General features: G+C 61.9%; 22 protein-coding genes. 18 read left to right on the forward strand and 4 right to left on the reverse strand.

Annotated features, from left to right (window positions below):
• Positions 1-31: 31 nt before the first annotated feature.
• The 3 genes from F6V30_RS04515 to F6V30_RS04525 all read left to right on the forward strand — a co-directional run bounded on the left by F6V30_RS04515 (position 32) and on the right by F6V30_RS04525 (position 4,246).
• Positions 32-1,360: an electron transfer flavoprotein subunit alpha gene (locus tag F6V30_RS04515; protein WP_151155358.1), complete on the forward strand. Its 1,329-nt coding sequence runs from the start codon at positions 32-34 to the stop codon at positions 1,358-1,360.
• 215 nt (positions 1,361-1,575) lie between these two features.
• Positions 1,576-3,549, forward strand: coding sequence for a heterodisulfide reductase-related iron-sulfur binding cluster (locus tag F6V30_RS04520; protein WP_151155360.1), 1,974 nt, complete (start codon positions 1,576-1,578; stop codon positions 3,547-3,549).
• Between the two features lie 133 nt (positions 3,550-3,682).
• Entirely contained in the window at positions 3,683-4,246 is a 564-nt protein-coding gene (locus F6V30_RS04525) for an ANTAR domain-containing response regulator (RefSeq protein ID WP_151155362.1), read from the forward strand.
• Between the two features lie 184 nt (positions 4,247-4,430).
• Here the strand turns inward: F6V30_RS04525 and draG are convergent, their stop codons facing one another.
• The gene (draG, locus tag F6V30_RS04530) at positions 4,431-5,336 is read right to left on the reverse strand and encodes an ADP-ribosyl-[dinitrogen reductase] hydrolase (protein ID WP_151155364.1); all 906 of its coding nucleotides are present in this window, start codon (positions 5,334-5,336) and stop codon (positions 4,431-4,433) included.
• 340 nt (positions 5,337-5,676) lie between these two features.
• Here draG and F6V30_RS04535 point away from each other — a divergent pair, with 340 nt between their 5' ends.
• The 7 genes from F6V30_RS04535 (at position 5,677) to F6V30_RS04565 (ending at position 13,608) form a co-directional block, all read left to right on the forward strand.
• The gene (locus F6V30_RS04535) at positions 5,677-6,549 is read left to right on the forward strand and encodes a radical SAM protein (protein ID WP_151155366.1); all 873 of its coding nucleotides are present in this window, start codon (positions 5,677-5,679) and stop codon (positions 6,547-6,549) included.
• A 19-nt stretch (positions 6,550-6,568) separates the two neighbouring features.
• Positions 6,569-7,378, forward strand: a complete 810-nt coding sequence (locus tag F6V30_RS04540; RefSeq protein ID WP_151155368.1) for a GNAT family N-acetyltransferase — start codon at positions 6,569-6,571, stop codon at positions 7,376-7,378.
• 240 nt (positions 7,379-7,618) lie between these two features.
• Positions 7,619-8,749 carry a homocitrate synthase gene (nifV, locus tag F6V30_RS04545; protein WP_151155370.1) on the forward strand — a complete coding sequence of 377 codons (1,131 nt, stop codon included), beginning with the start codon at positions 7,619-7,621 and terminating at the stop codon, positions 8,747-8,749.
• Positions 8,750-9,110: 361 nt separating this feature from the next.
• The gene (gene nifH, locus F6V30_RS04550) at positions 9,111-9,977 is read left to right on the forward strand and encodes a nitrogenase iron protein (RefSeq protein ID WP_151155372.1); all 867 of its coding nucleotides are present in this window, start codon (positions 9,111-9,113) and stop codon (positions 9,975-9,977) included.
• 56 nt (positions 9,978-10,033) lie between these two features.
• Positions 10,034-11,479, forward strand: coding sequence for a nitrogenase molybdenum-iron protein alpha chain (nifD, locus tag F6V30_RS04555; protein WP_151155374.1), 1,446 nt, complete (start codon positions 10,034-10,036; stop codon positions 11,477-11,479).
• A gap of 79 nt (positions 11,480-11,558) precedes the next feature.
• Positions 11,559-13,028 (forward strand): nitrogenase molybdenum-iron protein subunit beta, encoded by a 1,470-nt coding sequence (gene nifK / locus F6V30_RS04560; RefSeq protein WP_151155376.1) that lies wholly within the window; start codon positions 11,559-11,561, stop codon positions 13,026-13,028.
• Positions 13,029-13,170: 142 nt separating this feature from the next.
• The gene (locus F6V30_RS04565) at positions 13,171-13,608 is read left to right on the forward strand and encodes an ArsC/Spx/MgsR family protein (RefSeq protein ID WP_151155378.1); all 438 of its coding nucleotides are present in this window, start codon (positions 13,171-13,173) and stop codon (positions 13,606-13,608) included.
• A gap of 126 nt (positions 13,609-13,734) precedes the next feature.
• On the opposite strand, the gene katG is transcribed toward F6V30_RS04565, so the two are convergent.
• On the reverse strand, positions 13,735-15,951 hold the full coding sequence (gene katG / locus F6V30_RS04570) for a catalase/peroxidase HPI (RefSeq protein WP_151155380.1): 2,217 nt from the start codon (positions 15,949-15,951) through the stop codon (positions 13,735-13,737).
• A gap of 184 nt (positions 15,952-16,135) precedes the next feature.
• The gene (locus tag F6V30_RS04575; RefSeq protein ID WP_151155382.1) at positions 16,136-16,570 is read right to left on the reverse strand and encodes a Fur family transcriptional regulator; all 435 of its coding nucleotides are present in this window, start codon (positions 16,568-16,570) and stop codon (positions 16,136-16,138) included.
• Positions 16,571-16,773: 203 nt separating this feature from the next.
• Between F6V30_RS04575 and F6V30_RS04580 the strand changes: the two genes are divergently transcribed.
• The 8 genes from F6V30_RS04580 to F6V30_RS04615 all read left to right on the forward strand — a co-directional run bounded on the left by F6V30_RS04580 (position 16,774) and on the right by F6V30_RS04615 (position 22,180).
• On the forward strand, positions 16,774-17,730 hold the full coding sequence (locus F6V30_RS04580; RefSeq protein WP_151155383.1) for a rhomboid family intramembrane serine protease: 957 nt from the start codon (positions 16,774-16,776) through the stop codon (positions 17,728-17,730).
• A gap of 185 nt (positions 17,731-17,915) precedes the next feature.
• On the forward strand, positions 17,916-18,233 hold the full coding sequence (locus F6V30_RS04585; RefSeq protein ID WP_151126570.1) for an MTH1187 family thiamine-binding protein: 318 nt from the start codon (positions 17,916-17,918) through the stop codon (positions 18,231-18,233).
• Complete coding sequence (locus F6V30_RS04590; RefSeq protein ID WP_246163206.1) at positions 18,226-18,750, forward strand: shikimate kinase; 525 nt, start codon at positions 18,226-18,228, stop codon at positions 18,748-18,750. Before F6V30_RS04585 ends, F6V30_RS04590 begins: the two co-directional genes overlap by 8 nt.
• Before the next feature lie 21 nt (positions 18,751-18,771).
• Positions 18,772-19,299: a peptide deformylase gene (def, locus tag F6V30_RS04595; RefSeq protein ID WP_151155384.1), complete on the forward strand. Its 528-nt coding sequence runs from the start codon at positions 18,772-18,774 to the stop codon at positions 19,297-19,299.
• Between the two features lie 44 nt (positions 19,300-19,343).
• The gene (locus tag F6V30_RS04600) at positions 19,344-19,841 is read left to right on the forward strand and encodes a DUF3124 domain-containing protein (protein ID WP_151155386.1); all 498 of its coding nucleotides are present in this window, start codon (positions 19,344-19,346) and stop codon (positions 19,839-19,841) included.
• Positions 19,842-19,932: 91 nt separating this feature from the next.
• Positions 19,933-21,156 carry a precorrin-6y C5,15-methyltransferase (decarboxylating) subunit CbiE gene (gene cbiE / locus F6V30_RS04605; RefSeq protein WP_151155388.1) on the forward strand — a complete coding sequence of 408 codons (1,224 nt, stop codon included), beginning with the start codon at positions 19,933-19,935 and terminating at the stop codon, positions 21,154-21,156.
• Complete coding sequence (gene cobI / locus F6V30_RS04610) at positions 21,156-21,863, forward strand: precorrin-2 C(20)-methyltransferase (protein WP_151155390.1); 708 nt, start codon at positions 21,156-21,158, stop codon at positions 21,861-21,863. The genes cbiE and cobI overlap by 1 nt, the downstream gene beginning before the upstream one ends.
• Positions 21,851-22,180 carry a DUF3147 family protein gene (locus tag F6V30_RS04615; protein WP_151155392.1) on the forward strand — a complete coding sequence of 110 codons (330 nt, stop codon included), beginning with the start codon at positions 21,851-21,853 and terminating at the stop codon, positions 22,178-22,180. Before cobI ends, F6V30_RS04615 begins: the two co-directional genes overlap by 13 nt.
• 108 nt (positions 22,181-22,288) lie before the next feature.
• Here the strand turns inward: F6V30_RS04615 and F6V30_RS04620 are convergent, their stop codons facing one another.
• Positions 22,289-23,269 carry a hypothetical protein gene (locus F6V30_RS04620; RefSeq protein WP_151155394.1) on the reverse strand — a complete coding sequence of 327 codons (981 nt, stop codon included), beginning with the start codon at positions 23,267-23,269 and terminating at the stop codon, positions 22,289-22,291.
• Positions 23,270-23,408 lie beyond the last annotated feature (139 nt).

Below are 23,408 nucleotides of genomic sequence, written 5' to 3' on the forward strand. Positions count from 1 at the left end.
GAACCATTCACCTTTTATCCAAGGAATTCCCATGAGTGAACCACAACCTAAAGTGAAAAAACCCCGGGGCAAGGCGCACCTCATCACCGGCAAGTGTATCGCCTGCGGCGCCCGCTGTCAGAGCGTCTGCCCGGTCAATGCCATCGAGATGAACGATGCCGGCGAACCGATCGTCATCCCGGAGAAATGCATCGGCTGCGTCAAATGCGTCAAGATCTGCCCGGCCAGCGCCCTGGAGATGTTCTTCACCCCCGAGGAGTTGAAGATACTGGAGCAACTGGCGGCAAGCGCCGCTCCGGCCGAAGAAGAGGTGGACGAGGAGGCCGCGGCCCTGGCCAAAAAACTGGCCGCCTACCGGGGAGTCTGGGTCTTCGTCGAACAGACCGAGGGGGAACCGGCCAAGGTCTCCTGGGAACTGCTCGGGGCGGGAGCCCGGCTGGCCGCCTCCCTGGGGGTCGAGTTGTGCGCCCTGGTGATCGGCGACAAGGTGGAACACCTCTGCACCGAGGCCTTCGCCCACGGGGCCGCCAAGGCCTATCTGCTGGATGCGCCGGTGTACCGCAACTACCGCACCGAGGCGTATCTGGAGGCCTGCTGCCACCTGATTGCCACGTACAAACCGGAAGTCGTCCTGATGGGCGCCAGCGGCATGGGGCGCGACCTGGCCGGAGCTGTCGCGACCCGGGTGGCCACGGGGCTGACCGCCGACTGCACCGGTCTGGATATCGACGACAAGCGTAACCTGATGCAGACCCGCCCGGCTTTCGGCGGCAACATCATGGCAACCATCATGTGCGACAAGTTCCGCCCCCAGATGGCCACGGTCCGCCCCAATGTCATGCCGATGCCGGAACGGAAGGAAGGCGCCACGGGCACTATCGTCCGGGTGGACTTCGTGGTCCCGGAGGAGAGCATCCTCACCAAGGTCATGGAGATCATCCGCGACGCCACGAGCAAGGGGCACGTGGACATCACCGGCGCCGACTTCATCGTCTCCGGCGGCCGCGGCATGATGGCGCCCGAGAACTTCGCCATCCTGCAGGAGTTGGCCGAGGAGTTGGGCGGCGTGGTGGGGGCCTCCCGCAGCGCCGTGGATGCCGGCTGGATGCCGGGTGACCGCCAGGTCGGCCAGACCGGCAAGACCGTCCGCCCCAAGATCTACATCGCCTGCGGCATCTCCGGCGCCATTCAGCATCTGGTGGGCATGCAGGACTCGGACATGGTCATCGCCATCAACCGCGACCGCCAGGCGCCGATCTTCGAGGTCGCCACCTACGGCATCGTCGGCGACCTGTTCCAGGTGGTGCCGGCCATAACGAAACGGATCAGGGAATTGAAACAGCAGCAAAGTACCCACTAACATAGCTCCCGAATCCGTGACGCCTCCATGCCACAGTGCCCGGAAGGCCTCAGCCTTTGCCGTTAAGAAGACGCCGGCAACCCGTCCGAGGACCGGCAGAGTGAGCGGCTTGCTGCGACACGGGCGACGTGCGGGCTCCGGATCTTCCGGTCACTGCGGCACTCCGGCGTCACGGATTCAGGCAGTTTTCATTTGCAAAAGATCGAGGTTTAGACATGACACCCAATCCGACCATATTCACCCCCCTCCTGATCATCTCCCTCGGCATCTTTGCCTGGGGGTGTTGGCGCAGGCTCAGTCTGGTGGCCATAGGCCAAGCGGAGAACCGGTTCGACAATATCGGCACCCGCATCGGCGAAATGCTGAAATACGCCTTCGGCCAAAAACGGGTCCTGGCCAAGCCGTTCGGCCTCAATCATTTCGTCATCTTCTGGTCGTTCATCATCCTGCTGGTCTCCAACACCGAGTTCCTGCTGCACGGCGTCTTCCCGTCCATCAGTCTGGCGCACCTGCCCGACGGCATCTATTTCCCGCTCCTCTTGGTGATCGATATCGTGTCGCTTCTGGCCCTCGTGGCGGTGGTCATCGCCATGGTCAGACGGATCATCGCGCCCCCCTATCCCGAGGCCCGCACCATCGAGGCGTTCTTTATCCTGGCGCTGATCGCCACCCTGATGCTGGCCAACTTCGGCATCAACGGGGCCAGGATATCCCACATGCCGGAGAATTATCTCGCCGTTGCCCGCACCTATATGCCGGTTTCGAGCTTTGCGGCCGGCCTGATTACGCCCTCCGCCGGAGCCCTGGTGTTCGGTGTCAGCTGGTGGGCCCATGCCGCCGCCCTTCTGCTCTTCATGTGCTATCTGCCCCACAGCAAGCACATGCACATCCTGACCGCCATCCCCAACTGCTTCTTCCGGCGGCTGGAGAAGCCCAATACCCAACCCCGCGAGGAGTTCGTCAGCGGCAACACCTTTGGCGTCGCCCAGGCGGACCGCTTCACCTGGAAAGATCTGCTTGATTCCATGGCCTGCACCGAATGCGGCCGCTGCCAGAAGGTCTGTCCGGCCAATATCACCGGCAAGCCGCTCAATCCGCGGGCCGTTGTCCACGATATCAAGGTCAACCTGCTGGAGAACGGCGCCCTGCTCAAACAGGGGGCAACGCCGGCTACCCCCCTGATCGGTGACGGGGGCGAGGGGAGCGTGGCCGAAGAGGTGATCTGGGGCTGCACCACCTGCGGAGCCTGCATGGAGGTCTGCCCGGTCTTCATCGAGCAGATGCCCAAGATCGTCAAGATGCGTCGCCACTTGGTGGAGAACGAGGCCCGCTTCCCCGAGGAGTTGCTCAATCTGTTCGAGAACATGGAGGGGCGCAGCAACCCCTGGGGCATCGCCCCGTCGGAGCGCACCAAGTGGTGCGCCCAGATGGAGGTCAAGCCTTTCGACAAGAATACCACCGAGTACCTGCTCTACGTCGGCTGCGCCGGTTCGTTCGACTCGCGCAGCAAGCACGTCAGTGTGGCCCTGGCCCAACTGCTGGACAAGGCCGGCGTCTCCTGGGGCATCCTGGGCAAGGACGAAAAATGCTGCGGCGACAGTCTGCGCCGCCTGGGCAACGAGTACGTCTTCGACCGCATGGCCAAAGAAAACGTGCGGATCTTCACCGAGCGGGGCGTCAAGAAGGTCATCACCCAGTGCCCCCACTGTTTCTCGACCCTGAAAAACGATTACCGGCAGTATGGGCTCGAGCTGGAGGTGATCCACCACAGCGAGTTCCTGCGCAACCTGGTGCAGGACGGCCATCTCAAGCTGGAGGGGACGTCCGCGGAGTTGGGGGCCACCGTGTTCCACGATTCCTGCTACCTGGGGCGGCATAACGATGTGTACGACGCGCCGCGCGAGGTGATCGAACTTGCCACCGGAGCCGCCCCGGCCGAGATGGAGCGCAACCGCAACAACGCTTTCTGCTGCGGGGCCGGCGGCGGCAGGATGTGGATGGAGGAGCATACCGGCGAGCGGATCAACCTCACTCGGGTCAGGGAAGCGTTGGAAGAGAAGCCGGACACCATCTGTGTCTCCTGTCCCTACTGCCTGACCATGTTCGAGGACGGGCTCAAGGACGTGAAGGCCGACAGCGTCAAGGTGCGCGACGTGGCAGAAGTCCTGGCCGAGGCGGCGCTCCGGTAAGCCTGCTGGATAAGGGACTGAAACAATTGTGCAAATTCGTGGCCCCGGCAGTAAATGCCGGGGCTTTTTTGTGGACAATGGCATATTAGATGCACATCAAGTCCGTATCCGATGGTTACCGGGAGGATGCTACATGAAAACAGTTTTGATATGCGACGATGAGCCACTCATCAGGATGAGCCTGAAGGCCATGCTCATGGAGCTTGGCTTCGAGGATGTGCTGGAGTGCGGGGACGGCAAAAGCGCCGTGGAAATGGCCATGGCGAGCTTTCCCGATATGGCGGTGCTGGATGTGGCCATGCCCATAATGGACGGTATAACCGCGGCAAAAGAGATCAAGAAAAAGCTCAAGATCCCCATCATGCTCCTGACCAACTGCTACGATGCCCAGACCGCGAAACGGGCAGCGGAGAGCGGAATTGCCGCTTTTTTAACCAAGCCGCTCCGGGAGCAGGACCTCATCCCGGCTATCGAGATCGCCCTGGCCCATACCGAACAGGTGGAAGACCTCAAGGAAAAGATCGAGGACCTCAAGGAAACCATCGAGAATCGGAAGGTGATTGAAAAGGCCAAGGGGACGTTGATGGAAAAACAGCGCTTGAGCGAGGCCGACGCCTATCGCGCCATGCAGAAACTGGCCATGGACAAACGCAAAAGCCTGCGCCAGGTTGCGGACGGCATCCTGAAGGGGGTATAAGGTCTACCCTGAATCTGTGACGCCTCCATGTCTCCGCTGGTCCGGAAGGCCTCTGCCTTTGCGTTTGAGCACTCTGCGACCATCAGGCGGCGGACCAGCCTGGTGAGTGGGCTGTCACGATACGGCGGCGTTCGGGCCCCGGCTCTTCCGGGCGCTGCGGCATTCCGGCGTCACAGATTCAGATTTACATCATGCTTCCCGCCGGGCTGGCGGCAATCAACCGCCCGGCCAGCGTGGTGATCTCGCTAATCACGTTCCTATCCACCTTCTTCAGCCAGCGCTGGGGAATCCCTTCCATGCCGTAGTAGGCCCCGGCCAGCATGCCGCAGATGGCGCCGGTCGTATCCGCGTCAGCCCCCTGATTGACGGTCCCCACGACGCACTCCTCGAAGTTCTTCCCTTTGAAAAACCAATGAAAGACGGTCTGGAGCGTATCCACCACGTAGCCGGTGGCCAGCCCCCGGTAGGGCTCGAAATGAAAGGTGGGAAACCGGGCCACCAGGCCGTCGGCCTGACGGCGCAGACGAGTCCGGGATGCACCGCAGATCGCCAGGTGCAGAAGTTCTCCCAGGCAGACGCAGGCCGCGTCCGACAGGGGGTTGTTGTGGGTGATGTGGGCCTGTTCGAGCGCATATTTCTTCAACAGTTCACCGTCGGGGAGGGAGAAGAGCGCCACCGGCACGATCCGCATGGCAGCGCCGTTGCCGGCGTCCCACTCGTTCGGGGGCGATTCCAGGGTGCCGTTCAACATGTAGGCGCGGATACCCTTGCGGCAGGTGTCGCCGCAATCCACCGGCCGGGATTTGAGCCAGGCGGCAAAATTGCGGGCGATGCTCTCCACGGACCATCCCTGGTTTTCGACGATTGCCCGGGCGATGCAGAGGGCCATCTCGGTGTCGTCGGTTACCTGCCCCGGCTTCAGGCGGAGCCAGCCGCCGCCGATGATCTCCTTGAAGGTGCCGTATTTTGCGGCAATCTCCGACGCCGTCATGAACTCGACCGTCGCGCCGAGGGCGTCGCCGATGGCCATGCCGATAAAGGCTGCCGTGGCTCTGCTGCTGATTTCTGCGGGATTGTACAGGTTGAACATGGGGCAACCGTCCAGAGGGGAATTGGCAGAACTTCCACGTATCCCTGCTAAGGCCTGCAAAAGCGAAACCAGAATGCAAAATAATATTAATGCTCAAGAAATAGGCATTATCTCGGCCCGCTCCGTCGCCACCAAAGGGTAAAACTGTGGAGGATCAGATGGCAACAGGCCGTTATACGAGCCTTTGCAGCATAATTTGAAATCGAAAGGACTCTCTGGCACGCTCTATGCCTTACCCCTATGCGTAGGACGCATCAGAGGACAATGATATCAACTCAGCGACAAGGCAACGGAGCCTGCGGAGAGAGCCGCAGGCTTTTTGTTTGAAAGGAGCATACCCATGGCGAGTGCATGTGACATGAAGAACAGGATTCAAGGGCACCCCTGCTTTGGCGGCAACCATCACAAAAACGGCCGCATGCATCTGGCGGTGGCCCCCCGGTGTAACATCAAGTGCGGTTATTGCACCCGCAAACACGACTGCGCCAACGAATCCCGGCCCGGTGTGACCAGCCGCCTGCTGACCCCCCAGGAGGCGATCGTCAAGGTGCGGGAGGTGATGGCCAGCCCGGTGGTGGGCCCGATCATCAAGGTGATCGGCATCGCCGGCCCCGGCGACCCGCTGGCCAACGAGCAGACCTTTGAAACCTTCGAACTGGTCAAAAAGGAATTCCCGCACCTCATGCTGTGCATGAGCACCAACGGCCTGCTGCTCCCCGAGTCCATCGACCGTCTCTACGAACTGGGACTGCATAGCCTGACCGTCACCATCAACGCCGTCGATCCCGAGGTTGGAGCCCAGATCTATCGCCATGTCATCTATCACGGTCACCACTATACCGGCGTGGAGGGGGCCCGGATCCTGATCGCCAACCAGTTCGAAGGGCTGAAGCGGGCCGCCGAATTGGGGCTGACCATCAAGGTCAATACCGTGCTGGTGCCGGGAATCAACGATAGCCAGGTGCCGTTGATCGCCGAGCGGGTCAAGAAATTGGGCGCCTTTGTGATGAATATCATGCCGCTCATTCCCCAGGCCGAACTGGCACACATCGAACCGCCCGACGAACAGCGGCTGGCGGAGGTGCGCAAGGCCAACGAGGCCATCATCGGGCAGTTCAGCCATTGCAAGCAGTGCCGCGCCGACGCCATCGGCCTGATCGGGCAGGACGTGACGGTCGGGGAATCCGCCTGTGCGGCACCGCCGCAAGGATAGGGGCGAGGAGTAACCGGGCATGACCATCGAGCCGTTTCGAAAAGAGGATGTGCCGCGTTTTCTGAGGCTGGCCGCCGCTGAGAACTGGGTGGCGGAACCGTGGGAATTCGATTTCCTGCTGTCCACCTTCCCCGACGGCTGTCTCTCGGCGCGGGACGAGGCGGGCGCTGCCGTCGGCTTCGTGACCTCCCTGCGCCACGATTGCAGCGGCTGGATCGGCAATCTTATCGTCGATCGGGACTGTCGCGGCACCGGCATCGGCGAAGCGCTGTTCCTCGGGGCGTTTGACAGCCTGCGGGCGGCCGGCGCCGAGACCTTCTGGCTGACCGCCTCGAAAATGGGCAAGGCCCTGTATGAAAAGCACGGATTCAATAGCACCGACACCATCATCCGCTGGACCGGCAGGACCGGTGCGCCAACGGATACGGCTCCTGCCGCGGCAGGGGCGTGGGACGCGGCCCTTGACCGGCTCGGATGGGGGGATCGGCGCGACGGCCTGCTTGCCGCTACCTGCCGGCGCGGGACGGTCCTGGCGGCTGATTCCGCCTTTGCGGTTATTCAGCCCTGCGGCCAGGCGGTGCAGCTGGGACCGTTCGGCGCCGTTTCGCCGGATCGGGCCGCGCGCCTGCTCGACGAGGCCCTGAGCAGCCTGCCGGCCGGCGTCACCGTGTATATCGACACCCCGGCCTGCAACTCGGGCGCGGTTGCGCTGCTCCAGGAGCGGGGCTTCAGGGATCACGGCACCAATGTCCTCATGTATGCCGGCGTCAAGCCGGATTACCGGCCGGAGTACATCTACGGCCTGGCAACCATGGGCAGCTGCGGATGATGTAAGAGGTTGTTGAAAAACAGCCATCAGGCCTTCGTCCTCGAAGGCCCTTTTGTGCGGCGTAGCGCCCCTCATCCTATCCTTCTCCCCAAGGGAGAAGGGATACCGTTACCCTCTCCCTCCGGGAGAGGGTGGCCAAAGGCCGGGTGAGGGCCTCCGCAGGGCTTGTCTCGCGGGTACGACGATCTGACTATTTTTGAACAACCTAAATTTTTCAACAGTTTAACGAAGGAGGCGACCATGAACGAGCCAGCCATCATCATTGACGATACTACCCTGCGGGACGGGGAACAGACCGCAGGCGTGGTCTTCAGCAGGCGCGATAAGATCGCCATCGCCCGCATGCTCGACTCCATCGGCGTACAGGAGCTGGAATGCGGCATCCCGGCCATGGGCAAGGATGAGCAGAGCGATGTCAGGGCGTTGGTGGACCTGGGGCTCAATGCCCGGCTGATCACCTGGAACCGGGCCACGGTGCCGGATATCCAGGCCAGCATCGACAGCGGCGTCACGGCGGTGGATATCTCCCTGTCGGTTTCGGACATCATGATCCGCAACAAGATCAGGAAGACCCGCGAATGGGTCAAGGAGCAGCTCAAGGTGGCCCTGGGATTCGCCAAGGGGAAAGGGTTGTACGTCTCGGTCGGCGGGGAGGACGCCAGCCGGGCCGATATCCCCTTCCTCATCGAACTGATGCAGATCACCTGGGCCATGGGTGGCGACCGCTTCCGTTTCTGCGATACCCTTGGCATCCTCGATCCCTTCGGCACGTTCGACATGGTGCGCGCCCTGCGTACGGCCGTGCCCGAACTCCCCCTCGAGGTGCATACCCATAACGATCTGGGGATGGCCACCGCCAACGCCATTGCCGGCATCCGCGCCGGTGCCGTGTTCGTCAATACGACGGTCAACGGCCTGGGGGAACGGGCCGGCAACGCCGCACTGGAAGAAGTGGTGATGGGGCTCAAGCATGCCAGCGGCATCGACACCGGCATCGATACCCACCGCTTCCGGGAGTTGTCCCTGTTCGTGGCCAAGGCCTCCAATCGGCCGCTGCCGGCCTGGAAGGCGGTGGTCGGCGAACGGGTCTTTGCCCACGAATCGGGGCTGCACGCCGACGGGGTCATCAAGGACCCCCGGAACTACGAAGGATTCGACCCGGCCGAGGTGGGACTCGTGCGGCAGATCGTGGTGGGCAAGCATTCCGGCACCAGTGGGCTGATCGAACGGTACAAGGATATGGGGATTGCCATCAGCCGTTCCGAGGCCATGCACCTGATGGACAAGGTAAGAAAGATTGCCCAGCAGACGCGGCGGCCGCTCAACAACAACCAGTTGATCAAGCTGTATGGCCTCAAGAAAGCCGCGTGAGCCTGCCTTCTGCGGGGAGGGGCGCATCACACGAAAGGCACCGACCACGGTGCCTTTTTTGTGGGCATACTCGTGAGGGGCGGGGCGAACCGGGAAGATGCATGGGTGCATAATATATGGGCAGTTTGCAGGCGCTCCAGCGGCACGGTGGAGGAGCTTTTTGAAAGAGTTGCTTGAAATTCGGCAGGTTGCAAATTGGCATGTAGGATGCATTAGCCAATAACAAAACATTCGGCATGCTTGGTAATAGCAATAATCGAATTCGGCAAAGGCGCCGCCATTCAGAGGAATGGGGCGCCTTTTTTGTTGCCCCGAACATATCTCGAAGGCTCACGGATTGGTGAGCGAAAGGAGCAGTATCATGAGACAGATCGCAATCTACGGTAAGGGCGGCATCGGCAAATCGACGACAACACAAAACACGGTAGCCGGTCTGGCATCCATCGGCAAAAAGGTCATGATCGTCGGTTGCGACCCCAAGGCCGACTCGACCCGTTTGATCCTGCATGCCAAGGCCCAGAATACGGTTATGGATCTGGTCCGCGAGTTGGGCACGGTCGAAGACCTGGAGCTTGGCGATGTCATGAAGGTCGGCTACGGCGACGTGAAATGTGTCGAGTCCGGCGGCCCCGAACCGGGCGTCGGCTGCGCCGGCCGCGGCGTCATCACCGCCATCAACTTCCTGGAAGAGAACGGCGCCTACACCCCGGACCTGGATTTCGTCTTCTACGACGTTCTCGGCGACGTCGTCTGCGGCGGGTTCGCCATGCCGATCCGCGAGAACAAGGCCGAAGAGATCTACATCGTCTGCTCCGGCGAGATGATGGCCATGTACGCCGCCAACAACATCGCCAAGGGTATCCTCAAATACGCATCTTCCGGCAAGGTCCGCCTGGGGGGGCTTATCTGCAACTCCCGCAACACCGACCGGGAGGACGAACTGATCGAGGCCCTGGCAAAACGCCTCGGTACCCAGATGATCCACTTCGTGCCCCGCGACAATCAGGTTCAGCGCGCCGAGCTGCGCCGCATGACGGTCATCGAGTACTCGCCCGACCACAAACAGGCCGAAGAGTACCGCACCCTTGCCAAAAAAATCTCCGAGAACAAAATGCTGGTGGTTCCGACCCCGCTGGAGATGGAAGAGCTCGAAGAGCTTCTGATGGAGTTCGGCATCATGGAAGTCGAGGATGAAACGATCGTCGGCGTGGCAGAGGCAGCGGCCTAGTTTCGGAAGGCATACGGCAGAGGCTGTTCGCCTCTCATAATCAGAGGAGACCTATTATGTCAGACAAGATACGAAAAGTTGAAGGTATCACCAAGGAGTCGACGGAAGCCTTGATCGCCGAAACCCTGGCGGTATACCCCGAAAAGGCCAAAAAGAAGCGCGCCCCGCATCTGGGCGCCAATGACCCGGCATCCGGTTCGGCCTGCGTCAAGTCCAACAAAAAGACCGTCCCCGGCGTCATGAGCGCCCGCGGCTGCGCCTATGCCGGTGCCAAAGGGGTGGTCTGGGGACCGATCCGCGATATGGTCCACGTCTCCCATGGCCCGGTCGGCTGCGGCTGGTACTCCTGGGGCACCCGCCGCAACATGATGAGCGGCATCACCGGCGTTACCAGCTTTCCGATGCAGTTCACCTCCGATTTCCAGGAAAAGGACATCGTGTACGGCGGCGACAAGAAACTTAAGACCCTGCTGGAAGAGGCCCATGACTTGTTCCCGCTGGCCAAGGGAATCTCGGTCCTTTCCGAATGTCCGGTCGGCCTGATCGGCGATGACATCAACTCGGTAGCCAAACAGTCGGCCAAGGATCTGGACATCCCCATCATCCCCTGTAACTGCGAGGGGTTCCGCGGTGTCTCCCAGTCGTTGGGGCACCATATCTCCAACGATACGATTCGCGACTTCATCATCGGCACCCGCGAGTATCCCGAGCCGGAAAGCCCCTACGACATCGCCCTGATCGGCGAATACAACATCGGCGGCGATGCCTGGTCGACGAAGCCGCTTCTCGAAGAGTGCGGTTTCAACGTCAAGGCCGTATGGACCGGCGACGGCGAGCTGGAGAAGATCGCCGCCACCCACAAGGTCAAGCTCAACGTCATCCACTGCTACCGTTCCATGAACTACATGTGCAAGGTTATGGAAGAGAAGTACGGCATTCCTTGGGTCGAGCTCAATTTCTTCGGTCCGACCAAGATTCGTAACAGCCTCAGGCAGCTTGCCGCGTTGTTCGACGATACCATCAAGGCGAAGGTGGAGGCGGTGATCGCCAAATATGACCCGATCATGCAGGCAGTGATCGACGAGTACAAGCCGCGTCTGGATGGGAAGAAGGTCATGCTGCTGGTTGGCGGGCTCCGCCCGCGCCACACCATCGGCGCATACGAGGACTTGGGCATGGAGTGCGTTGGCTCCGGCTACGAATTTGCCCACACGGACGACTATGACCGTACCGCGCCGGAGATGCCTGACGCCACCGTGGTCTACGACGACCCAGCCGAATACGAGTTCGAGAAGTTTGCCGGCGCCCTCAAGCCCGACCTGATCGGTTCCGGCATCAAGGAGAAATACGTCTTCCAGAAGATGGGTGTCCCCTTCCGCCAGATGCATAGTTGGGACTATTCCGGTCCGTACCACGGCTACAAGGGTTTCGAGGTATTTGCCCGCGATGTTGACATGGCGATTAACAGCCCGACATGGCAGCTGGTGAAGGCGCCTTTCTGATCATGTCGGTTGCCCCTACGGGAAAAAATAACCGTACCGTGGACAGATTGGTCCCGGACGGCTTAAGGAGAGATAAATCATGTCAAACGCACTAGGACTTGAAGTCAAAACGATCGTCGAGACGCCGCCGGAAGAGGTGGAGCGGGTCAAAGAATGGATCAACACGGAAGAGTATAAAGAAAAAAACTTTGCCCGTCAGGCTCTGGTGATCAACCCGGCTCACGCCTGCCAGCCGTTGGGCGCCCAACTGGCGGCCCACGGCTTTGAAGGGACGCTCCCCTTTGTCCACGGCTCCCAGGGGTGCGCATCCTACTACCGCTCGACCCTCAACCGTCATTTCCGCGAGCCGGCTCCGGCCGTGTCGGATGCCATGACCGAGGACGGCGCGGTGTTCGGCGGCCAGAACAACCTGCACGAGGGGCTGGAGAACGCCAACGCCCTCTATAAGCCGAAGATGATTGCGGTCTTCACCTCCTGCATGCCCGAGGTCATCGGCGACGACCTGACCGCCTTCATCAAGAACGCCAAACAGAAGGGATTTGTGCCCAAGGAACTGCCGGTTCCCTACGCCAATACCCCCAGCTTCAGCGGCACCCATATCAACGGTTACGACTCCATGCTGCTTTCGATCCTGCAGAATCTGACCGAGGGAAAGCAGATTGAAGGCCGCTGCACCGGCAAACTCAACCTGATCCCCGGCTGCGACTTCAACACCGGCGATTACCGGGAGTACAAACGCATCCTGGAGGCATTCGGCATTCCCTACACCGTCCTGGCCGACATCTCCGACAGCTTCGATTCTCCCTGCGACGGCGATTACCACATCTACGCCGGGGGCACCAAGCTGGAGGACGCCGCCGACTCCATCAACTGCAAGGCCACCATCGCCATCGGTTCCTACTCCACTGCCAAGACCTTCGGCTGGCTCAAGGACAACTTCTCGGGCAAGCATGCCTCCCTGCCGATGCCCATGGGGATCGGGAAAACCGACGCCTTTATCATGAAGGTGGCCGAACTGTTCGGCAAGGATGTGCCGGCCTCCCTGAAAAACGAACGCGGCCGCGCCGTGGACGCCATCACCGACACCCATCAGTACATCCACGGCAAGAAGTTCGCCGTGTACGGAGACCCGGACTATCTGCTGGGCTACGTCTCCTTCCTGCTGGAAGTGGGGGCCCGTCCGCACCACATCCTCTGCAGCAGAGGAAACAAGAAGGTCGAGAAGGATCTGCAGGCCCTGTTGGATAGCTCCCCGTTCGGCCAGGGGGGCAAGATCTACATGAACAAGGACCTGTGGCACCTGCGGAGCCTTTTGATGACCGACCCGGTGGACGCCATCATCGGCGATAGCCACGGCAAGTTCGCCGCCCGTGATGCGAAGGTTCCGCTGTTCCGTTTCGGCTTCCCGGTTTTCGACCGGGTCAACAAGCATCGTTACCCGTTGATCGGCTACCAGGGTGCCATCAACATGATGACCGAGATCTGCAACAAGTTCATCGATATCAAGGATGACACGTGCGAGGATCGTCAGTTCGAATTGATGCGGTAGGCGGGATGGAATTTCTACAATACGGATAACAGAGGGAGGCGGCCATGGTGCCGCCTCTTTTTATTTGTGAACGGGAGAGCCGGGCGGGACGGGGTCCAACGCATACCTGCTCAACATGCAACCATACGACGGGGAGGTATCCATGGCGCGGGTGATTTTCTACGAAAAACCGGGGTGCATAAACAACGGGAAGCAGAAGGCGTTGCTGCGGGCTGCGGGGCATGACCTGGCAGAGCGCAGCATCCTTACCCATCCCTGGACCGCAGAGGAACTTGTGGCGTTCTTCGGTGCCCTGCCGGTGCGGGAGTGGTTCAACCGGGCCGCGCCGCGGGTGAAAAACGGCGAGGTGGTCCCGGAGCGGATGGAGCCGGACAGCGCCATCGCCGCCATGCTGGAGGAGCCGCTCCTCATCAGGCGCCCCCTGATGCAGTCGGGCGAACGGCGCATGGTCGGTTTCGATCAGGATGCCGTCCATGCCTGGATCGGCCTCTGGCCGGAGGAGGCGCCCCGGCACCGGGAGGATCTGCAGCACTGCCCCAGGACCGGGACGGGAGAGAACTGCACCGAACCCTCAATATGACGGTTTTGTTGCCGGTCCCCCGTTTGATCGGAAACAAGGCGGATCGTTGCAAAAAGCCGCACCTGCGCTCTTTCTCGCTGGTGCGGCTTTTTACATCTCGGTTGGAAGCCTTGGAAGGCGTTTGTGTTACGATCCGGCGAGGTCGAAACGGTCAAGGTTCATTACTTTGTTCCACGCCGCTACAAAGTCGTGCAGAAACTTCTCTTGGGAATCCTCGCATCCGTAGACTTCCGCCAGGGCCCTGAGTTGGGAGTTGGAACCGAAGACGAGGTCGACCCGGGTGCCGGTCCACGTGAGTTCGCCGCTCGTGCGGTCACGCCCCTCGAACACGCCGTCGGCTTCCGGGGCTGCCTGCCACGCGGTGCGCATGTCGAGCAGGTTCACGAAGAAGTCGTTGGTGAGCGTCCCGGGCCGCTTGGTGAAGACGCCGTGCCGGGACTGGCCGACGTTGGCGTCCAGGACGCGCATGCCGCCAAGGAGAACCGTCATCTCGGGGGCGGTCAGCGTCAGCAACTGCGCCCGGTCAACGAGCAGCTCCTCCGCCGATACGGTGTATGCGGTTTTGAGGTAGTTGCGGAATCCGTCCGCAATCGGCTCGAGGACGGCGAACGACGCCGCGTCGGTCTGCTCCTGAGAGGCATCCGTGCGTCCCGGCGTGAAGGGAACGGTCAGCTCATGGCCGCCATTCCTCGCAGCTTGCTCGACAGCGGCGCATCCCCCCAGCACGATCAGGTCGGCGAGGGAGACCCGCTTCCCGTCCGTTTGCGCGCCGTCGAACTCCGCCTTGATCCCCGCCAGGGTCTGGAGCACCGTCGCCAGTTGGGCCGGCTGGTTGACCTCCCACTCCCTCTGCGGCAAGAGGCGGATGCGCGCGCCGTTAGCCCCGCCCCGCTTGTCGGAGCCGCGGAAGGTGGCGGCCGAAGCCCAGGCCGTGGCGACCAGGTGGGAGACGGACAGGCCCGAAGCAAGGATCTTGCCCTTGAGGGAGGCGATGTCCCGTTCGTCGATCAATGGGTGAGTGACCGGGGGGACCGGGTCTTGCCACAGGAGGTCTTCATGGGGTACATCAGCGCCGAGATAGCGCGAGCGCGGCCCCATGTCGCGGTGGGTCAGTTTGAACCACGCCCGGGCGAAGGCGTCCGCGAACTCCTCGGGGTTCTGCTGGTAGTGCCGCGCGATCGGCTCGTAGATCGGGTCGTTGCGAAGGGAAAGGTCCGCCGTGGTCATCATCGGCCGGTGCTTCTTCAACGGATCGTGCGCGTCAACCACCAGGTCCTCGTCGGCCACGTCCCTGGCCAGCCACTGATTCGCGCCGGCCGGGCTCTTCACCAGCTCCCACTCGTACTTGAACAGCGTGTTCAGGTAGCCCATGTCCCAGGTGGTCGGTTTCGCTTTCCAGGCGCCCTCGATGCCGCTGCCGATCGTGTCGCCCCCTGTGCCGCTGCCGAAGCTGCTCCTCCAGCCGAGGCCCTGTTCTTCGATGGGTGCGGCCTCGGGTTCCGGGCCCACGTGCGACGCGGGTCCGGCGCCGTGGCACTTGCCGAAGGTGTGCCCGCCGGCGATGAGGGCGACCGTCTCCTCGTCGTTCATCGCCATGCGCGCGAAGGTCTCGCGAACGTCACGGCCGGAGGCGACCGGGTCCGGGTTGCCGTCCGGCCCTTCCGGGTTCACGTAAATCAGCCCCATCTGCACGGCGGCGAGGGGGTTCTCCAGGTCCCGCTCGCCGGAGTAGCGGCTGTTGGGCTTGTCGCTGGTGGCCAGCCATTCCTTTTCACCTCCCCAGTAGATATCCTCTTCCGGTTCCCAGACGTCTTCACGCCCGCCGCCGAAGCCGAAGGTCTTGAACCCCATGGACTCCAGGGCGCAGTTGCCGGCGAGGATCAGCAGGTCGGCCCAGGAGATCTTCCTGCCGTATTTCTGTTTGATCGGCCACAGCAGACGGCGCGCTTTGTCGAGGTTGACGTTGTCCGGCCAACTGTTGAGGGGCGCAAAGCGTTGGCCGCCGGACCCCGCGCCCCCGCGGCCGTCGCCGGTGCGGTAGGTGCCTGCGCTGTGCCACGCCATCCTGATGAAGAGCGGTCCGTAGTGGCCGTAATCGGCCGGCCACCACTCCTGCGAGTCGGTCATGAGCGCGGAGAGGTCCTTCTTCACCGCCTCAAGGTCGAGTTTGCCGAATTCCTCGGCATAGCTGAACCCTTCGCCCATCGGGTTGCCCTGGGGAGAATGCTGATGAAGGATCTTCAGGTTCAACTGGTTCGGCCACCAGTCCCGGTTCGAGGGGCCGCTGCCGGCAGTGGGCCTGTCAACTCTGCCCGTTACCGGGCACTTGCTCTCTTTAGTCATCGCTGCTCTCCTTTCATGGTAGATTATGCCTGCCCTGCCGTGCGAACCGGCTGGCTCTCCCGGGGCCCGCGTAGGTAACCGGCACCGCCTCAAATTACCGGTGCATGGAAAGTTTTTAAGCATAATTATTAGATAGTAAAAATTACTATAGTTGTGTCAAAAAAAACACCAGCCACCGGGGCAGTTATCCGCCCAGACAGTTTTTACAGATCCCGTAGGCCACCACGCTCCGGTTGTCGATCCTGCCCCACTCTTTGACCGTTTCCGGCAGCGGCGTCTCGTCCATGGACGGCCATTGGAAGTCCATGATCGTGTTGCATCTGCTGCAGATCAGGTGATGGTGGGGAGCGAGCGTCACCTCGAAGCGCCCCTGGCTCTCGACGGTTTCCACCTTGGTAATCATACCATGTCGTGCGAAGGTTGCCAGTGTCCGGTACACCGTATCCAGCGACAAGGTGGGGATCTTTTTGCGCAACCGCTGGTGCAGCGCTTCCGCAGAGGGGTGGTCGGGTGACCGGACCAGTTCGCTGAAGATCTCCAGGCGCTGATGGGTGAGCTTAAGGCCTGCTTCCCGGCAGGCCTCCCCGAACTGTTGTACCTGCTTCTGCAAAGCGTCCATGGTCCGTCCTCTGATCCTTGTTGGAGTTACTATTACTATGTAAGAATAATAACTATCTGCTGCGGGCGTGTCAAGCAACACGCGGGCGGTACGTGCATGCCGCTGTCGATAAATCACCGTCACCCTCGCAGGGAGGCGGCGCGGTCGGCGCAATTTTAAGCGGTACCCTGGTAAAGTGTGGCAGGGGTGGTTATAGTTACTCCATGGAGCACACGGGCGAAATACGCGAGTCATACGAGGAAGAATGGTCGGAGGTCACTCCCGGGCCGGTCGCGTCGTCGGCGATCATGCCTCCTGCCACGGGGCGGGTCCAGCTCTGGGCGCTGGTCCTGGATGCCCGCTCCGTGCCGTGCCGTCTCGAACGCAGCGGGGGCGGCTTATGCCTGTTGGTGCCGGTCAGCCATCTGGAGCGGGCCCGGGAAGAGCTGCGCCTCTTTGAGGAGAAAAACCGCGACTGGCCACCGGCGGCCCCTCCCGCCCGCCCCCTGGCCGAAAATACCCTGGCCACCCTCTCCATTCTGGTGCTCCTGGCAACCTTCCACAACCTGACTCAGCTTGAAGGCATGCTGCTCACCTTTTCCCAACCGGACTGGGCTGCGCTCGGCACTGCCCAGGCCGCCGAGATCAGGGGGGGGCAGTGGTGGCGGCTCGTGACCGCCCTGACGCTGCACGCCGACAGCCTGCACCTGGTCAGCAACCTGGCCATCGGCGGCATCTTTGTCCTCTTCCTCTGTCGTGAACTCGGCTCCGGCCTGGCCTGGAGCCTGCTCCTGGGGGCCGGCGTTCTCGGTAACCTTGCCAATGCCTACGTTCAGGCACCCGGCCATAGTTCGGTGGGGGCCTCCACCGCGGTATTCGGCGCTGTGGGCATTCTGGCGGCGCTCAGCCTGGTGCGGTACCGGCAGCAGTTGCAACGGCGCTGGCCGCTCCCCGTGGCGTCGGCCCTGGCCCTGTTGGCCCTGCTCGGCACAGAGGGGAAAAACACCGATCTGGGGGCGCACCTGTTCGGTTTTCTGTTCGGGACCTGTCTCGGCCTGCTGACGGAATATCTGCTGGGAAGGTACGGCCGCCCCGGCCGCCTGATGAACGTCCTGCTGGCGCTGCTCAGCGCTGTCGTGGTCATTGCCGCCTGGTGGGCGGCGCTGGCGTTCGGGGAGTAATGCGGAGAATTGTTCGCCGCTCCGTCTGGCAGGCTGCAAGCGGCTCGCCTGGGACTAAAATGGCAAACAAGAATATGGCAATCCTGAAACAAATGCTATAATAAGCAAAAATACCGGGTGCGGACGGATTTTGAATGGGCGCGGTTCGACAGGATACCCGTGCGTGGCGGGGAGGGAGGTTCTCCATGAACGTGATTGTGGATCTGTGTATCATACCGATCGGCGTGGGCGTATCGTTATCGCCGTATGTGGCGGCCTGTGAGAAGGTCATTTCCCAGGCGGGCTTGAAGGGGGTGCTGCATGCGAACGGGACGAATATCGAAGGCGAGTGGGATGCGGTGTTCGCGGCGGTCAAACGGTGCCACGAGGTCGTGCATGGCATGGGCGCCCCCCGGATCTCCACGACCATGAGGGTCGGGACGCGCACGGATCGTATCCAGACCATGGAAGACAAGGTGAAGAGTGTGCAGGGTAAGCTGGGAGGAGCGGTTGAAGGTGTCTGACCGGCGGGGCGATGCCGCCAATATCGTGCTGATCGGCATGCCGGGGGCGGGCAAAAGCACGGTCGGCGTGATCCTCGCCAAGCTGGCCTCGCTGGGTTTCATCGACACCGACGTCCTTATCCAGAGTTGCGAGCGCCGCTCACTCCAGAGCATCATCGACTCCCAGGGGTATCTGGCCCTGCGGGAGATCGAGGAACGCATCCTGCTCGGCCTGGAGTGCCGGGGGCACGTCATCGCCACGGGCGGGAGCGCGGTCTATAGCCGGCCCGCCATGGCGCACCTGGCCGAGAACGGGGTTGTCGTTTTCCTGGATGTTGACCTGGCTACCCTGGAGTCGCGGGCTCTGGACCTGGGGAGGCGAGGGATCGCGAAACACCCGGATCAGAGCTTTGCCGAACTCTTCGAAGAACGCCGCAGGCTCTACCTGGCGTGCGCCGATGTGGTGATCGACTGCCGCGGGCTTGGGCACGACCTGGTCTGCACCGAGATCCTCGGCACGCTGCACGTGGCGGGCTAGGAGGAAAAAGGAGATATTGTCATGCCGATTCTTCGCCAGATCGCCCAACTGGGCCAGCCGGTTCTCCGCCAGGAAACCGCCTGTGTCGGCAACCCGGCCGATCCGCTTATCCAGACCCTGATCGACGACATGCTGGCGACCATGGCCGAGGCCAATGGCGTCGGCATCGCCGCCCCACAGGTCTTCGAGCCGCTGCGCCTGTTCATCGTGGCTTCCCATCCCAATCCCCGCTACCCTCAGGCCCCGGTAATGGCACCCACCGCCATGCTCAATCCGGAGATCCTTTGGCGATCCGATGAGATCGAACAGGGGTGGGAGGGGTGCCTCAGCGTGCCCGGCATCCGCGGCCTGGTGCCGCGCAGCCTGCGCATCGGCGTGCGCTACCTGTCCCGCGGGGGCGGGGTGTGCGAGGAGGAGTTGTCCGGCTTCATCGCCCGCGTCTTCCAGCATGAACACGATCACATCAGCGGCATGGTCTTCCTCGACCGGGTCGCAAGCAACCGTGATCTGATCAGCGAACGGGAGTACCTGCGGCTCGTCTCGGCCTGAAGCGGAGGTGCCGTCGAATTCCAGTCCAAATTGAGGAGCATGACATGAAACACCACCCACGTATCGCGCTGGCAGGGCTGGCCCTCCTCCTGGCCATCTTCGGCCACAGCCCAGCCTCGGCCGCCCCCAGTGCGGGCGAATACCGGCTTTCAAAGGGACAGGCCGTGTACGTGCCGGTCTATTCCAATGTCTTCAGCGGGCCGAAAGCGCTGCCTTTCAGTCTGGCGACCATGCTGAGCATCCGGAATGTGGACCTGCACCACCCGATGAGGGTCACCGCCATAGACTACTACGACACCGGCGGCAAATTGCTCCGCTCGCACCTCGCCAAGCCGCTGACGCTGCCGCCGCTGGGCTCCACGTATGTCTACCTGGGAGAGCAGGATACGGCCGGCGGATTCGGGGCCAGTTTCGTCGTCCGCTGGGACGCCCGCACGGCCATCAACGCGCCCATCGTGGAGTGCGTCATGATCGGCGCCAAATCCGGGCAGGGGATCTCCTTTGTCAGTCCGGGGCAGGTGATTAAAGAGAACACGCGCTGACGGCGGGCAGTAAAGAGATGATTTTTACCGGCCGGGATGCTATAGTCCCTGCCCACAAGCAGGTTTGAATCCCATGCGGGGGACGCAGGCAATGACACAGCAGAAGATCTATCTGGTGGGGGCGGGCATCACGGGCTGGGAGGGGTTCGGCTCCAAGGCGCTGGAGATCATCGCCAAATCCGAGGTGATGATCGGCCACCAGCGGCACCTGGATTGCTTTCCCGATTTCGCCGGCGAAAAGATGCTCTTTGGCGAGCTTTCCGACCTCCTGGATTTTCTGAAAAAGACCGAAAAGCGCGTGGCCATACTGGCTTCGGGCGATCCCACCTTCTTCGGCGTCTCCCGGTTCCTGCTGCGCAACCTGGCCAAGGAGCGCATCGAGATATTCCCCAATGTCACCAGCATGCAGTACGCCTTTGCCCGCATCAAGGAACCGTGGGACGACTCCATCTTCGTGTCGGTGCATGGCCGCGGCCTGCAACCGGCGGTGGACAAGATCGTGGCCGCTGAAAAGGCGTGCGTGCTGACCGACAAGAACAATACCCCGGCCGCCATTGCGGCCGAACTGATCGAACGGGGCGCCGAGGGGTACGAGGCGTGGCTCTGCGAAGACCTGGGGCTGCCGGGAGAGAAGTTCACCAAGACCTCGGTGCGCGGCCTGCTGGAGTTGCCGTTGCAGCCTTCCGGCCTCAATATCCTGATTCTGATCCGGACCTACGCGCCGAATCTCACCCACTACCCCCTGATCGGCATCGACGATGAGGAGTTCCAGACCTCGAAGAAGCTGATCACCAAGCAGGAGGTGCGGGCCGTCACCCTGGCCAAGCTCCAGCTGCAGGACGACCTGGTGCTGTGGGACGTGGGGGCCGGCAGCGGTTCCGTCTCCATCGAGGCGTCCAACCTGATGCCCAATGGCCGTATCTTTGCCGTGGAGCAGAACGCCCAGTGTCTGGCCTTTATCCGGGAAAACCTGAAAAAGTTCACGACCCGCAACGTGAAGCTGGTGGAAGGGGAGGCGCCGGACGCCTTGGACGAACTGCCGGACCCGGACCGGGTCTTCATCGGCGGCTCGGGGGGACACTTGGAGGAGATCATCATTACGGTGGACAGCCGCCTCAAACCGGAGGGGGTGGTGGTGCTGAACGCCGTGACCCTGGATACCCTGACCAAGTCGATCGAGTTTCTGGAAGACCACGGCTTTACGACCGAGGCGGCCTGCGTCAATATCGCCAAGACCCGCAACCTGACCGAGTACAAGATGTTCGAGGCCCAGAATCCGGTCTACGTGATCACCGCCCGCAAGGGGAACGAATAATGGCCACGATCTTTGCCGTCGGTGTCGGCCCCGGCGATCCCGAGTTGCTGACCCGCAAGGCCGAGCGCGTCCTGCGCCAGGCGGATACGATCCTTGCGCCGGTATCCAATCCTTCAGAGGCCAGCGTCGCCCTGGCGACGATCCGCGGATTTCTGGATGAAAGCCGCCAGGAGGTCATCGTCCACCAGTTTCCCATGACCTCGGACAAGGCCCGCCTGCTGCACGCCTGGCAGGAGGCGGCCGCCCTGATCGCCGTCCGGGCCGAGGACGGCAAGGATGTGGCCTTCGTGACCATCGGCGACCCGCTGTTCTATTCCACCTTTATCTATCTGCAGCGTATCCTGCGGGAGATCTGCCCCCATATCCCCATCGAGATCGTCCCCGGCATCTCCAGTGTCAACGCCTCTGCGGCCGCGGCCGGCATACCGCTGGTGGAGGCCGATGAGAAGATGGTGGTCATCCCCGCCACCGCCGGCGTGGAGAAGATCGCCTTTGCCTTGGCGCGGTTCGAAACGGTCGTGCTGCTCAAGGTCAAGCCGGTCTTCGGGGATATCCTGGAGCTTATCCGGCAGACGGGCCGCGAACGGAGTACCGTTTTTGTGGAACGGGTCGGGAGCGACCGCCAGAAGGTCCTGACCGATTTTGCCGAGATCGCCGCCCATGCGCCCGATTACCTGTCGCTGATGATCATCAGATGTTCCTGCTGAAGCTTGCCGCCGCCAACCTCCTCATCATCGCCTGCGTACTGCTGGGCAGGCGCGTCCCGTCCCTGGGGGGGCTGATCGCCGCCATGCCGCTCATCAGCCTGATCGTCCTGGTGTGGCTGGCCACGGATCGGCCGGGAGACGGAGCGCTCATCGACGGCTATCTCAAAGGGGTATTGTGGGGGTTGCTGCCCACGTGCGTCTTTTTTGCGGCGGCATACCTCTGTCTGCGGAAGGGGATGGGGCTGCCGGCGGCGCTGGGCATGGGGGGCGTCCTGTGGCTGGGAGGGGCGCTCCTGCACCAATGGCTCTTGCGCTGAGAAGCGTATAACGTCATAAACAACGACGCCTTTCCGAAGAGTACCGGAAAGGCGTCGTTGTTTTCTGGGCAGGACCCCCTAACCGGGGACGTCCGGCAGGACTGGCCGTTACAGCGTGCTCCCCTTGGCGGGGACGATCTCGTCGGTGGCCGGCGCGACAGGAACAGCAGGTGCGGCCGGAGCCACGGACGGCACGGCGGCAGGCTGGCTTGCCGCTGCGGGTGGGGCGGGCTGTTCGACCGGCTTCGGCTGTTCCGCCGGGCGGGGCACCGGCTTGCTGGCCGGTATGGTGCCTTTCTTCTCGTCGTCGGCATCATACTTCAGCAGCGAGACGATATCCCCGAACTGCTTGCCGTAGACCTCCGATTCCTGGGTCTCCCGCAGCAGGAGGTCCTTTTGCCGCTGGTCCAGCGTTCGCCTGATGCCGTCGATGGTTTTGAACTTCAGGTCGGCTTGGCTTGCAAAGTTGGCTTCCGCCTCGCTGAAATCGGGATACTGGAGATTGATCAGGGGCGAGTATGACAGTATCCGCCCGCGGAAGTTGGGGTACTCCCAGAGGATGGTGCCGTCGCCGTCAAGTATCTGGGCAGTCAGAATGAGGTAGTTATAGTCGCTGGTCTGGGACGCCAGCAGGGTGTTGGAGTACACCTTTTCGTTCTGGGTGAGGCCGCTGACTACCAACAGCATGACCGCATCCAGATTGTTTTTCTTGAGGTAGTCCCGCAATTCGTCGGTTTTCCAAAAGTATTTGTTATACCGGATGGTGGCGTCGTCCCGTTTTTCGCTGCGGAAGAAGAGATTGGCGAAGATGCGCTGCGGGTCGCCGTCCAGGAGCGCCACGGTGTAGAAGTTGCCGGTCGCTTTGAGCTTGCGCACGAGTTGCTGCTCATACTTGCGGTTCATGTCGCCAAGCAGGGCGACGAGTTGCTCTTTCTCGGGGTGTTTGATCTCGGAGTTCACATCGACGATGATGGGCGCCACGCCGAGGACCTTGACCTGTGCAGCAAAATGTTCCGCAGGGACATTGAAATGATTCTGGGCGCAACCGAACATCACCGCCAAAAACGGCAACAAGAACAGGCGTTTCATATTTCCTCCTCGGACGTGCTTGATCCTTCATGATTTCGGCATGTTTTATATCAGATGCCCCGCCCCTTTTCCAGCTAATTTGACACCGTGGGGAGCCGCCTCGGGCCGGGTTTTTCCCGTCTCGCCATCATCTGCCGGA

The organism is Oryzomonas sagensis (genome assembly GCF_008802355.1).
Classification (GTDB): Bacteria; Desulfobacterota; Desulfuromonadia; order Geobacterales; family Pseudopelobacteraceae; genus Oryzomonas; species Oryzomonas sagensis.